Genomic DNA, 12715 nt, shown 5'->3' with positions numbered 1-12715 from the left:
CGCGGGGGTGTATCGCCGGCGTATGCGAGAGCCGATACGCAGCGGCAACACCCTGCCCCGTTGGCTCGACCCATGCCCGTACGCACCGACCCCGCCCCCCAGCAGAGGACCGAGCCTCGCCCGGGTACCCCCCGAAGAGCTCGTCGTCGCACGGCCGCGACCGTCGCGGCGCTCCTGGCCCTCGGCCTCGGCCTCGCGTCCTTCCTCGGCGCGACCCTCACGGGAGGGCCGACCGAGCCCACGGCCGCCGACGGTCGCATCCCCGACGGCGAGACCGTCTCGCCGTTCGACGACTCCGTCCCCTCGGTCTCGCGTCTGGACCCCGCCCTCCTCGCCGCCCTGCGTGAGGCGGCGAGCGTCGTCGAGGCCGACGGGCGACCGCTGCACGTCACGAGCGGCTGGCGGTCCGCGGCCTACCAGCAGTGGCTGCAGGAGGACGCCCTGCGCACCTACGGTTCCGCCGAGGAGGCGGCCCGCTGGGTCGCCTCCGCCGAGACCTCGGCCCACGTGACGGGGGACGCCGTCGACGTCGGACCGTATGCGACGGCCGAGTGGCTCAGTCGCCACGGTGCCCCGTTCGGGTTGTGCCAGGTCTACGCGAACGAGGTGTGGCACATCGAGCTGCGGCCCGAGGCCCCCGAGGACGGGTGCCCAGAGCTGATCCCGGACGCGTCCGCGGCCCCGGGGGCGGGCGAGTGAGCTCCCGCGCGGCCACGACCGCGGTGCCAGGGCCCCCACCACCGCGCGACGCTCAGCTGCCCGTCGAGCGGGCAGAGCCCACGACCACGGGCCCGTCCGGTCCGGCCCTCCATGTCGACGCGGCAGCGATCGAGGCCAACGTCCGCACCATCCGCTCGCGCACCGACGCCCAGGTGATGGCCGTGGTCAAGGCCGACGGGTTCGGGCACGGCATGCTCACGGTCGCCCGTGCGGCGGTGGCGGCGGGCGCCTCGTGGCTGGGTGTCACCGACGTGGCCGACGCCGCGCTGCTCCGACGCGCAGGCATCACCCAGCCCGTGCTCAGCTGGCTGCATCCCGGAGGCATCGACGTCGACCTGGCCGCCCGCACCGGCACCGACGTGGCGGTCGGTTCGGTCGAGGACCTGCAGCACGTGGTGGCGGCCGCCCCGTCGGTGGTGCGGGTGCACCTGCACCTCGACACCGGGATGGCCCGCGGAGGGCTCCCCCGGGCGGACTGGCCGGTGGCGCTCCGGGTCGCGCAGCAGGCGCAGGAGCGGGGCCGCATCCGCGTCGTGGGCCTGATGGGACACCTGCCCGACGCCGACCACGGGGACCCCGCTCGCAACCGCACCGGGATCGGGGCCTACGCGGCTGGCCTGCAGGCCGCTGTGGCTGCGGGCCTGTGGCCTCTGCTGTCGCACCTGGGCACGACGGCCGCGACCCTGACCGACCCGGCGACGCACTTCGAGATGGTGCGGATCGGTGCGGGCCTGGTGGGGATCGACCCGTCAGGCACGACGTCGTTGCGCGGCGCCGCCACGTTGACCGCCCCCGTCGTGCACACCACCGAGGTCCCCGCGGGCACCCCGGTGGGGTACGGCGGCGCCCACGTGACGACCGCCCCGACCCACCTGAGCGTCCTGGGTGTCGGGTACGGCGACGGCATCCCGCGGGAGCTCGCCGCCGAGGCGTCGGTGGGGATCGACGGGCGCCGGTACCGCGTCGTGGGGCGCGTCTCGATGGACCAGGTCGTGGTCGACACGGGAGCCCGCGCGTTCCCGCAGGGGACGACCGCCACCGTCTTCGGCCCGCGGGGGACGAGCGCCCCGACGATCAAGGAGTGGGCCGGGTGGGCGGGGACCATCCCTCACGCGATCGTCACGGGCATCGGTCCGCGGGTGCCGAGGCAGGCACCATGAGTGAGCGCGTGGCAGTCATCGGGGGCGGGCAGAACGTCGAGCACCACGTCTCGGCCGCCTCGGCGGTCGCGGTGGCCGATGCCCTGTGGAGCTCGGGGCACTCGGTCCTCCTGCTCGAGATCGGGACGGACGGCGTCTGGCGGGCGGAGGGCGACGCGCTCGGGGCGACCGCCGGGGAGAGCCTCGTCGCGGCGACGTCGTTCCTGGCGGCTTCGGACGTCGTCTTCCCCTGCGTGCACGGGCCTCGCGGTGAGGACGGGGTCCTCGCGGCCCTGTGCTCGCTCGCGCAGGTGCGGGTCGTCGGGTCGGGGGTCACCACCGGCGCCGTGGGGATGGACAAGCACCTGGCCAAGCTCGTCGCGCAGGACGCAGGCGTGCGGGTCGCCCCCGGCGTCGTGGTGCCGGCGGTCGAGGCCGAGGCCGTGGCGTTCTCCCGGGAGGTCGTCGTGAAGCCGGTGGCCTCGGGCTCGAGCCACGGCGTCTCGCTCGCCCGGGACGCGTCCGAGCTCATGGCGGCCATCAGGGCGGCGGGCCGGGTCTCGGGCGACGGCAGGGTGCTGGTCGAGCAGCCGATCCGTGGTCGCGAGATCGACGTCGCCGTCCTGCGCGAACCGGACGGCTCTCGGTGGGCCGCCCCCGCCCTGGAGATCCACACGGACGGTCTCTTCGACACGCGCACCAAGTACGACGGCTCCGCACGGTTCACCGTCCCGGCGTTGCTCGCTCCCGAGGAGGCCGACGCCCTGACCCGTGCTGCGCTCACCCTCTTCGACGCGTTCGGCTGCGGCGGCGTCGCCCGGATGGACTTCTTCCTCACCGACGAGGGCGTCGTCTTCAACGAGGTGAACACCATGCCCGGTCTCACGGCGGCATCGCAGGTGCCGCGGATGTTCCGCGCCGCGGGGCTCGCGTACGAGGACCTGGTGGGCCGGCTCGTCGAGGGCGCGCGATGGCCGACGACGTGACGGCGAGCACCGGGGCCCGTGGCCGAGAGCTGTGGCCCGACGTCGCGAAGGGACTCTGCATCGTCCTGGTCGTGCTGTGGCACGTCGTCACCAAGCACTACCGCGACGTCGGGTGGGAGGCCGGTCTCGTCCCGGCCGCCTGGTCGTTCTCCACCGCGCAGCTGGCCCCGATGCGGATGCCGCTGTTCTTCGCCGTCTCGGGGTTGTTCGCCGCCTCCGCGGTGTCCGCGCCCTGGCGGGACCTGCTCCGGCGGCGGGTCTGGCGGTTCGCCGGGCTGTACGCGCTCTGGCTGCTGATCCACACAGCCCTCTTCTCCCTCACGCCCGGCGTCGACACCGCTCGTGCACGCTCCCTCACCGAGCTCGTCGAGCACCTGCTCCTCAGCCCGACGAACCTCTGGTACCTCTACGCCCTCGCGCTGTACTTCCTCCTGGCGAAGGTCACGGCGCGCGTGCCGACCGTCTGGCTGCTGCCCCTGGCGTTCCTGGTGTCCGCGGCGGCCTCCGCCGACCTCCTCCCGGACGGCGGGAACCGGTGGCAGGTCACCCAGAACCTGGTCTTCTTCCTCGGGGCGCTCCGCCTCCGCGTCCCGGTGCGGCGCTTCGCCGACCGCGCGACCGTGCCACGGACCGCGCTGGCCCTCGTCCTCTACGCAGGGGCCTCGGCGGCGATGGGCCTGCTCGGGGCACGGCAGGTCTACGGCGTCTGGCCGGCCGTGTCGGTGACCGCGGTCCTCTTCGGCGTCCTGCTGGCCGTCGTGGTCGCGCGTCGGATGCCGCGCGGGGCACGCGGCCTGGCGTGGCTGGGGACCCGCACCCTCCCCGTCTACGTGCTCCACCTCCCCCTGCTGGCCCTCCTCGACCGAGGAGCGGGCGCCCTCGGCGGGGGCATCCCGACGAACGGTCCGCTCGGGACGGTGCTCGCGGTCGTGGAGCCGCTCCTGCTCACAGCCCTGCTGGTGTGGCTGTGCCTCCTGGTGCACGGACGGCTGCTCGCCGTCGGGCTGGGAGGTCTCTTCGGTCCGACGGAGCACGGACCGCGAGGTCGACGGGCGGGGTCGGTCAGCTCTCCGCGCGGCCCTCGCGCCAGTAGCCCATGAACGCCACGGCACGGCGGTCGATCCCGAGGTCGCGCACCAGGTAGCGGCGGATCCCCTTGACCACGGCCGCCTCCCCCGCGATCCAGGTGTACACGCCGTCGGGGGCGCTCGTGGCGCGGGTGGTGTCCCAGAGGATCGCGTTGTCGACGTCGACGTCCTCGGGCTCGACCCCGGCGTGCCGGGCCCGAGCCAGGCGGGCCGCGGTGGTCTGGACGGCCTCGGTCATGAGGCTGCCGTGCGGCGCGACGCCCTCGCTGGTGCGGCGGGGCAGCCACCGCAGCTCGACGCCCTCGGGCAGGTGCACGTCGAGCTCGTCGTGCTCGGTGGGGACCTCGACGTAGGCGTGGGCTCGGGTGCCCGCGGGCAGCCGCTCGAGGATCGAGCAGATCGCCGGGGCGGCCGTCTCGTCCCCGGCGAGGAGCATGCAGGTCGCGTCAGCCGGGGGGCGCCACTCGATGCCCGCGCTGGGGCCCTCGTGCAGGGCGTTCGGGCCGATGAGCACCAGGGAGTCGCCGGGGCGGGCGGCCGCGCACCACTTCACGGCGGGGCCGACCTGGGCCTTGCACGCGCAGCCGATGAGCTGGGCCAGCCCGCAGCCCCGCGTGGTGACCGCGCCGGGGTCCACCCCGTGCAGCACGACGTCGACGTCGACCTCGCGCTCGAGGGGGCGCACCGCGCGCACGGTGTAGGTCCGCAGCGGGTTGCGCTGGTCGTCGGGGAGCTCGCGCCAGGCCGCGTACCAGTCGGCGCCGGTGAAGGCCGCGACGTCGACCTGGTCGCCGCAGGCGTTGGGGAGCACGAGCTTGATCCGCTGGTCCAGGCCCTCGGTGCCGAACTCGTCGAGGTCCGGGCCGGTGAAGGTCATCCGCAGGAAGCTGGGGCTCAGGCGGCGGGTGCGCGCGACCTGGACCTGGAACCCGCGGGACGCCGGCTGGACCCTGCGCTGCGGGTCGGCGGCGGCGACGACGGACATACGGCTCCTCAGGACGGCACGTGCTCGGGCCCTGCCAGTAGAGCATAGGCAAACCTAAGGAAGGTACCCCTCATCTCATCGGGGGCCGGTGACCTGGGTCACACGCTCGCCGATGGGTCAGGGCAGGACGAGGTCTGCGCCGGTCAGACGGCGGTACGCGTCGAGGTACCGGTCGCGGGTCCGCTCGACCACCTCCGCGGGCAGCGGCGGCGGCGCGGTGTCCGAGGCGCGGTCCCAGCCCGAGGCCGGTGAGGTCAGCCAGTCGCGGACGAACTGCTTGTCGAAGCTCGGCTGCGCCCGCCCGGGCTCCCACCCGTCCGCGGGCCAGAACCGGGAGGAGTCCGGGGTCAGCACCTCGTCACCGAGCACCACGGTCCCGGCGTCGGGCCCCTGGCTCTCCCGCCCGAACTCGAGCTTGGTGTCCGCCAGGATCACCCCCCGCTCACGCGCCACGGCCTCGGCCCGGCCGTAGACGGCGAGGGTCAGCGTGCGCAGCTCCTCCGCCTCGGCCCAGCCCAGCTGCGCGGCGACCACGTCGATGCTGACGTTCTCGTCGTGCTCGCCGACCTCGGCCTTGGTCGCCGGGGTGAAGATCGGCTCGGGCAGGCGCGAGCCGTCGACCAGTCCCGCCGGCAGCGGGATGCCGGTGACCTCGCCGGTCGCGCGGTACTCGACGAGCCCCGAGCCGGTGAGGTAGCCACGGGCCACGCACTCGACGGGGAACATCGTGAGCCGGCGGCAGACCATGGCGCGGCCCGCGACCTCGGGCGGCACGCCGTCGGGCGCCACCTCGGCCGTCACCACGTGGTTGGGCACCAGGTCCGCGAGCTGGCCGAACCACCACAGGCTCAGCTGGGTGAGCACCACGCCCTTGCCGGGCACGGGGGTCGAGAGCACGTGGTCGTAGGCGCTGATCCGGTCGCTCGCGACCACCAGGACGACGTCGCCGTGAGCGAGGGCCGCAGGGCTGCCGGGCTCGGGGACGTACAGGTCACGGACCTTGCCCGAGTAGGTGTGCAGCCAACCAGCCAGCTCAGGTGCCGTCGTCATGCGCGCCAGTCTCCCACCGCCGCCCGCCTCCCCCGCCACCGTGTCACCCCCTGAAGACCCACCCTCGTGTCAGAACGTGGGGATGCCCTGGGTATCCCAGCGTCTGACACGAGATCGGTGGGCGCTCGTGTCAGAACGTGGGGATGCCCTGGGTATCCCAGCGTCTGACACGAGATGGGGGTGGGGTCAGGGGGTGGGGTCAGGGGGTGGGCAGGTGGGTGGCGATGTCGGTGCGGTGGTGCGAGCCGCGCAGGGAGATCTGGTCGATCCCCGTGTAGGCCGACTCGCGGGCGGCCGCGAGGTCGGGGCCGGTGCCGACCACGGAGAGCACGCGGCCCCCGGCCGAGACGAGCGGGCCGTCCTCGGCCTGAGCGGTCCCGGCGTGCAGCACGTGCACCCCGGGCAGGGCCTCAGCCGCGGCCACGCCCTCGATCTCGTCCCCCGCCCGGACCGCGCCCGGGTAGCCGTGGGCAGCGACCACGACGGTCACGGCAGCGTCCTCGGACCAGCGCAGCGGGGGCTGCTCGTCGAGTCGACCGGTCGCGGCCGCGAGCAGCTCCTCGCACAGCGGCGAGGCGAGACGCGCGAGCACCACCTGGGTCTCGGGGTCCCCGAACCGGGCGTTGAACTCGATGACCCGCAGCCCGCGCGAGGTGAGCGCGAGCCCGCAGTACAGCACCCCGGCGAAGGGGGTCCCCCGCCGGAACATCTCGTCGACCGTCGGCTGGGCGACCCGCGCCACGACCTCCTCGACCAGGTCCTCCGGGGCCCAGGGCAACGGGGAGTACGCGCCCATGCCGCCCGTGTTGGGGCCCTCGTCCCCGTCCAGGGCCCGCTTGAAGTCCTGCGCGGGGGCCAGGGGCACCACGGTCCGCCCGTCGCTGAGGCAGAACAGGGAGATCTCGGGCCCGTCGAGGAACTCCTCGATGACCACGGCCGCACCGGCACCCCGCGCGAGGCAGCGCTCGGCGTGGCTGAGGGCCTCGTCACGGTCCTCGGTGACGACCACGCCCTTGCCCGCGGCGAGCCCGTCGTCCTTGACCACGTAGGGCGGGCCGAAGGCGTCGAGGGCCTCGCCCACCTGCCCGAGGTCGGTGCACACGTGGGCCATGGCCGTCGGGACCTCGGCGGCGGCCATGACCTCCTTGGCGAAGGCCTTGGACCCCTCGAGGGCGGCGGCCGCGGCGCTCGGGCCGAAGCAGGGCACCCCCGCCTCGCGCACCGCGTCGGCCACCCCGGCGACCAACGGCGCCTCGGGCCCGACGACGACGAGGTCCGCCCCGAGCTCGACCGCGAGGCCGGCGACCGCGGCGCCGTCGAGCGGATCGACCTCATGCAGGGTCGCGAGCGACGCGATCCCGGGGTTCCCCGGGGCCGCGTGCAGCTCGTGCCCGCTCGCCACGTGGCCGTCGAGCACCTCGGGGTCGTTCTCGCCGATCACGGCCGGGGTGACCTCGGTCGGGCCGGGGACGGCGCCGCTGGCCAGCGACCGGATGATGGCGTGCTCACGGGCGCCCGAGCCGATGACGAGGATCCGCACGGCTCAGCCCAGCAGGTCGTGCCGGACGATGGTGGCCTCGCGGCCCGGACCCACACCGATCGAGGAGATCCGCGCCCCGGACATCTCCTCGACGGCCAGCACGTAGCGCTGGGCGTTGACCGGCAGCTCCTCGAAGGTGCGGACGTGGGAGATGTCCTCCCACCAGCCGTCGAGCTCCTCGTAGATCGGGACCGCGTGGTGGAAGGCGGTCTGGTCCACAGGCATCTCGTCGTGCCGCACGCCGTTGACCTCGTAGGCCACGCACACGGGGACCTTCTCGAGGCCGGTCAGCACGTCGAGCTTGGTGAGCACCAGGTCGGTCAGGCCGTTGACCCGGCTCGAGTAGCGCGCGATGACCGCGTCGTACCAGCCGCAGCGGCGCGGGCGGCCCGTCGTCGTGCCGTACTCGCCGCCGGTCTTGCGGAGCCACTCCCCGGCGTCGTCGTCCAGCTCGGTCGGGAAGGGCCCCTCGCCCACCCGGGTCGTGTACGCCTTGATCACGCCGACCACGCGGTCGATGCGCGTGGGACCGACCCCCGAGCCCGTGCACGCCCCGCCGGCCGTGGCCGAGGAGGAGGTCACGAAGGGGTAGGTGCCGTGGTCGACGTCGAGCATCGTCGCCTGCCCCGCCTCGAAGACGACGGTCTTGTCCGCGTCGAGCGCCTCGTTGAGCACCAGGGCGGTGTCAGCGACCATCGGGCGCAGCCGCTCGCCGTAGGCCAGCAGGTCCTCGACGGTCTCCTCGACGGTGATCGCGCGCCGGTTGTAGACCTTGACCAGCAGGTGGTTCTTCTGGTCCAGGGCCCCCTCGACCTTCTGGGCCAGGATGTTCTCGTCGAACAGGTCCTGGACCCGGATGCCGACCCGGCTGATCTTGTCCGCGTAGGTGGGCCCGATGCCACGGCCCGTGGTCCCGATGCGGCGCTTGCCGAGGAAGCGCTCGGTGACCTTGTCGAGGGTCCGGTTGTAGGGCGCGATGATGTGCGCGCTCGAGGAGACCAGCAGCCGTGAGACGTCGACCCCGCGGACCTCCAGGGCGTCGAGCTCGGCGAACAGCACCTCGAGGTCGACCACCACACCGTTGCCGATGATCGGGGTGACCCCGGGCGACAGGATCCCCGAGGGCAGCAGGTGCAGGGCGTACTTCTCGCCGTCGATGACGACGGTGTGCCCGGCGTTGTTGCCGCCGTTGAACTTGACGACGTAGTCGACCCTCGAGCCGAGCTGGTCGGTGGCCTTGCCCTTGCCCTCGTCGCCCCACTGGGCTCCGAGCACGACGACGGCTGGCATGTGGTTCCTTCGGTCGGACGGCACGGTGGGCGCACCGGCCCCGAGGGGCCCGCACGCCGCACCGAGGCTACCGGAGCGCGGCCCGAGGAGGGCGGGACGCCCGCGACGGACCGCTCACCGGCACGCAGCGGTCAGCGCAGGGCGGTGACCTCGTCGACCGAGGTGCCGCAGTCGGCGAGCAGGGCCTGGCACCGCTCGGCCTCGGGCGCCTCGCCGATCCGCCCTGCGGCCTCGGCCAGAGCCAGCAGGGCCCGCAGGAACCCCTGGTTGGGCTCGTGGTCGACCGGCACCGGGCCGGTCCCGCGCCAGCCCGCGCGGCGCAGGGCGTCCAGGCCCCGGTGGTAGCCGGTGCGCGCGTAGGCGTAGGCCGCGACGGCACCGTCGAGGTCCGAGCCCTCAGCAGCCAGGGCCTCCTCGGCCAGCAGCGCCCAGAGCAACGAGGAGGCCGGCTGCTGCGGGACGACCTCACGGACCGTCGCCCCTGCCGCGAGGGACTCCCGAGCGGCGACGTCGGGGTGGTCGGTCGGCAGCAGGGTGGGCGGCGGACCGCCGAGCAGGTTCTCCATGCCCCCCATCCTGGACCCCCTCGGGGTGGAGGTGCACCACAGGCACCCCGTGGGTAGGGTCGACGACGGCCCCTGAACGGGGCCACCCCTCGAGAGAGCCGCTCCCCCCATGATCGAGATCTCGATGTCCGCCGCGACCACGACGATCGTCGTCTCGGGAGACCTCGACCTGAGCGAGCGCACGCAGTTCCCCGAGATCACCGCGCGGGTCACCGGGCTGCGCCGCCAGCTCCTGGTGATCGACATGTGCGGCGTGACCTTCATGGACTCGACCGGCGCGGCCTTCCTCATCTCCCTCGCCGACGCGGGCCGCAAGCGGGGCGGGGCCACCGTGCTGCGCGGCTGCGACGACCGCGACCTCTTCGTCCTCGAGGTGTGCGGCGCCCTCGACCTGTTCCGGATCGACGACGAGCACGTCTGCCCGCCCGAGACCGTCGTCGCCAGCACCTAGGCCCCCCAGGGCCCCGCACGCAGGGCCGCCGCACGGGGGCCCCGCACGCAGGGCCTCCGCAGGCCCGACGAACCGCCTCAGCCCTCGCGCCGCCCGCGTGCGCTGCTGATCGGCACCGGGTGCACCCGCGCCCAGACGAGCTTCCCCGAGCCGCTCGGCCGCCAGCCCCAGTCGGCGAGCCGCTCGACGATGCGCATTCCGTAGCCCCCGACGCGACCCGGGTGCCCGTCCGTGGCCACGGGCGGGGCGGGGTTGGAGTCCTCGACCTCGATGCGCAGGCCCTGGCCCGTGTCGTACAGGCGCAGCACCACGTGCCCCCACCCGTGCAGGACGGCGTTGGCGACCATCTCCGAGACCACCAGCTCAGCACTCGGCCCACCAGGGATGTCCCAGGCCTGGCACGAGCGCAGCACGGCCTGCCGGGCGCGGGCGATCGAGCTCGCCTCGCTCGGCAGGGACCAGCGGCGACGTCGCGGGGTCCCGGCCGCCGGGGCCGCCTCGCTCTCGGGGTCCGGCACGCGCACGACCACGACCGCGACGTCGTCCTCGGGGCTGTCGGCCAGGCGGGAGAGCAGCACCTCACCGGCCCCGGCGGCGTCATGCCCGTGCAGGCCGGTCGAGACCTCCTCCAGGGCTGCGAGCCCCTCGCGCTGACCGCGGTCACGACGCTCGATCAACCCGTCGGTGTAGAGCAGGAGGACGTCCCCCGGCCGCAACCGGTAGGCGGAGGTCTCGCGCGCGCGGCTGCCGAAGCCCACCAGGGCACCGCCCGCGCCGTCGAGCCTGGTCACCTCGTCCTGGCGGACGACGAGGGGCGGCAGGTGCCCGGCACGCGAGTACCGCAGCAGCCACCCCTCCTCGTCCCGCACGAGGGTGGCCAGGACCAGGCTCGCCGAGCGAGGGATCCGCATGCCCGCCACGAGCTTGTCGACCCGGTCGAGCACCACCCCGGGCTCGGCCATCTCGTGGGCGTAGGAGCGGACCACCGAACGCAGCTGACCCATCGCCGCGGCAGCTTCGACGTCGTGGCCCACGACGTCCCCGATGACCACGGCGACCTGGTCCTCGGCGACCTGCAGCACGTCGTACCAGTCGCCGCCGACCTGTGCGTGGGCCGAGCTCGGGGCGTAGTAGGTCCAGACGTCCAGGTCCTTGACGTCGTCCTGCTCGGGCAGCATCGCGCGCTGCAGGGCCTCCGCCAGGCCGTGCTCGCGGGCGTAGAGGCGGACGTTCTCGACCGCCATCCCCACGCGCCGCGCCACGAGGCCGAGCACCGCGTGCGCGGTCTCGTCGAGGTCCGAGGTCTGCGGGACAGAGACCAGCAGACCGGGGTTGCGCCGACGCCCCGGCACCACGTGCACGACGACGTGGCGCGGCGGCTCGGGCAGCCCCGCGGGGCCCGAGCGGAGGTGCTCGACGAGCCATGCGGTGGTCGGACCGGGATCGTCGGCGTCGAGGTCGAGCCGGAGCGGGCCCTCCGCGAGCCCGTCCAGGAGGTCCTGGACCTCGTCCCGAGGGGCGGTGCCGGCCCCGACCTGGCCGCCACGACCACGCCGCCCACGGGTCGCGGGGGCCGTGTCGAGGGCACCGACGTCGATGCCCAGCGCCGGCCGCAGCCCGCCGTCGTCGAGGAAGAAGCCGGACCAGGCGACCACGCGGCGCAGGAGCACCGTGATCTCGCGGAGCATGGCGGGCGCCTCGAGGTCGACGAGCAGGTCCGAGACCTGCGCCACGATCGCCAGCCCGGACCGGGTCCGGCGCTCGGCCTCGATCGAGCTCTGCTGGGCGTCGGCGTGCTGCACCTGCGCGGTCACGTCCACCTGGATGCCGACCCAGTGGCTGATCTCACCGTCGGCGTCAGGCACCGGGGAGACCGAGACCTGGTTCCAGAAGGTGGTGCCGTCCTTGCGGTAGTTGAGGACCGTCGCCGTGGCGTGCCGCCCCTCCTGGACGGCCAGGCCCAGGGTGCGCGCGGCGTCGCGGTCGGTGCCCGGGCCGTGCAGCAGGCTCGGGTCGCGTCCGAGCACCTCCTCGGCCGAGTAGCCGGTGATGCGGCAGAAGGCCTCGTTGACCCAGACGATCGGGCTCCCGACGGCCCGCGCGTCGGTCATCATGACGGCCACGTCGGTCGCGTGCAGGGCCCGGTCCCGGACCTCCGCGAGGTCGTCCAGGACGGCGTCCGGCGGAAACACGCCGTGACCAGGCGGGACGGAGTTGACCACCACACCCTCCGATCGTCTAGCGTTCGGACCAGACCCGTCGTGGGACCGATAGACCCCACGGTCCGCGGCAGCCCACCGGGGCGGCACGGGTCAGAGACCGAGGAGAACGACGTGCGCGACGTTAACAGCCGCTCGGGGGCTCGGCCCACCGAGGCGGGACACGCCTCGACCTCAGGCTCAGGGACCGGCGGCTCAGAGCCGGGCTCGGTCCACGTCATCGTGCACTCGGACCGCACCCGCATCGTGCTCTCGGGCGAGGTGGACGCCGACCTGGGGCCCGACCTCGCCGAGGCCACGGCCGACGCCGAGTCCACCGGTCTGCCGATCGAGGTCGACGCCCAGCACGTCACCTTCATGGACTCCTCGGGCATCGCCTTCCTGGCGCGGCTCGCGACCCGGGTCACCGACCGGGTGCGGATCATCCACGCCCCCGAGACCGTGCTCTTCCTGCTCGAGGTCACGCGCATCGGAGAGCTCCTCGACGTGGTGCCCGAGGGCCAGGAGGACGCGGCCCCGGTCACCGCCCCGGACCACGGCCTGCCCACCATCGGCCCCGGCGGACGGCAGTCGCCCGTCGGGCCGGACGACGTCGCCTGAGGCACCCCACCGGCAGCTCGGCCTGAGGCGAGAGGCTGCCCCGGACGACGAACGGCGCCGCCGCACCGAGGTGCGACGGCG

12 protein-coding genes are annotated in these 12715 nt (G+C 74.2%); 6 read left to right on the top strand and 6 right to left on the bottom strand.

The window, feature by feature from the left end; all coding sequences use genetic code 11:
• The first annotated feature begins 72 nt into the window (after window positions 1-72).
• Genes J4G33_RS15085 through J4G33_RS15070 form a run of 4 tightly spaced genes read left to right on the top strand, consistent with a single transcriptional unit; the run spans window position 73 to window position 3945 of the window.
• Window positions 73-699, top strand: a complete 627-nt coding sequence (locus J4G33_RS15085) for a M15 family metallopeptidase (RefSeq protein WP_208056815.1) — start codon at window positions 73-75, stop codon at window positions 697-699.
• Complete coding sequence (gene alr / locus J4G33_RS15080; protein WP_307793943.1) at window positions 696-1880, top strand: alanine racemase; 1185 nt, start codon at window positions 696-698, stop codon at window positions 1878-1880. The genes J4G33_RS15085 and alr overlap by 4 nt, the downstream gene beginning before the upstream one ends.
• Window positions 1877-2845: a D-alanine--D-alanine ligase family protein gene (locus J4G33_RS15075; RefSeq protein ID WP_208056814.1), complete on the top strand. Its 969-nt coding sequence runs from the start codon at window positions 1877-1879 to the stop codon at window positions 2843-2845. The genes alr and J4G33_RS15075 overlap by 4 nt, the downstream gene beginning before the upstream one ends.
• On the top strand, window positions 2830-3945 hold the full coding sequence (locus J4G33_RS15070) for an acyltransferase family protein (RefSeq protein ID WP_208056813.1): 1116 nt from the start codon (window positions 2830-2832) through the stop codon (window positions 3943-3945). The genes J4G33_RS15075 and J4G33_RS15070 overlap by 16 nt, the downstream gene beginning before the upstream one ends.
• Here the strand turns inward: J4G33_RS15070 and J4G33_RS15065 are convergent.
• The 5 genes from J4G33_RS15065 to J4G33_RS15045 form a co-directional block, all read right to left on the bottom strand.
• Complete coding sequence (locus J4G33_RS15065) at window positions 3908-4918, bottom strand: siderophore-interacting protein (protein WP_208056812.1); 1011 nt, start codon at window positions 4916-4918, stop codon at window positions 3908-3910. The genes J4G33_RS15070 and J4G33_RS15065 overlap by 38 nt on opposite strands.
• Before the next feature lie 117 nt (window positions 4919-5035).
• Window positions 5036-5968, bottom strand: a complete 933-nt coding sequence (locus J4G33_RS15060) for a phosphoribosylaminoimidazolesuccinocarboxamide synthase (RefSeq protein WP_208056811.1) — start codon at window positions 5966-5968, stop codon at window positions 5036-5038.
• 199 nt (window positions 5969-6167) lie between these two features.
• On the bottom strand, window positions 6168-7508 hold the full coding sequence (gene purD / locus J4G33_RS15055) for a phosphoribosylamine--glycine ligase (RefSeq protein WP_208056810.1): 1341 nt from the start codon (window positions 7506-7508) through the stop codon (window positions 6168-6170).
• Between the two features lie 3 nt (window positions 7509-7511).
• Window positions 7512-8798 carry an adenylosuccinate synthase gene (locus J4G33_RS15050; protein ID WP_208056809.1) on the bottom strand — a complete coding sequence of 429 codons (1287 nt, stop codon included), beginning with the start codon at window positions 8796-8798 and terminating at the stop codon, window positions 7512-7514.
• Window positions 8799-8929: 131 nt separating this feature from the next.
• A complete protein-coding gene (locus tag J4G33_RS15045; RefSeq protein ID WP_208056808.1) occupies window positions 8930-9373 on the bottom strand; it encodes a DUF3151 domain-containing protein in 444 nt (147 codons plus the stop codon).
• Window positions 9374-9473: 100 nt separating this feature from the next.
• Here J4G33_RS15045 and J4G33_RS15040 point away from each other — a divergent pair, with 100 nt between their 5' ends.
• On the top strand, window positions 9474-9815 hold the full coding sequence (locus J4G33_RS15040) for an STAS domain-containing protein (RefSeq protein WP_208056807.1): 342 nt from the start codon (window positions 9474-9476) through the stop codon (window positions 9813-9815).
• 77 nt (window positions 9816-9892) lie between these two features.
• Here J4G33_RS15040 and J4G33_RS15035 read toward each other — a convergent pair whose 3' ends face one another.
• Window positions 9893-12040 carry a SpoIIE family protein phosphatase gene (locus J4G33_RS15035; protein ID WP_307793942.1) on the bottom strand — a complete coding sequence of 716 codons (2148 nt, stop codon included), beginning with the start codon at window positions 12038-12040 and terminating at the stop codon, window positions 9893-9895.
• A gap of 108 nt (window positions 12041-12148) precedes the next feature.
• Here J4G33_RS15035 and J4G33_RS15030 point away from each other — a divergent pair, with 108 nt between their 5' ends.
• Window positions 12149-12634 carry an STAS domain-containing protein gene (locus tag J4G33_RS15030; RefSeq protein WP_208056806.1) on the top strand — a complete coding sequence of 162 codons (486 nt, stop codon included), beginning with the start codon at window positions 12149-12151 and terminating at the stop codon, window positions 12632-12634.
• The last annotated feature ends 81 nt before the right edge of the window (window positions 12635-12715 follow it).

Origin of the sequence: Actinotalea soli, from assembly GCF_017565425.1 — a bacterium.
Classification (GTDB): Bacteria; Actinomycetota; Actinomycetes; order Actinomycetales; family Cellulomonadaceae; genus Actinotalea; species Actinotalea soli.
The sequence above is the reverse complement of the archived record's forward strand: the minus strand, read 5'-3'. Positions and strand labels throughout refer to the sequence as shown.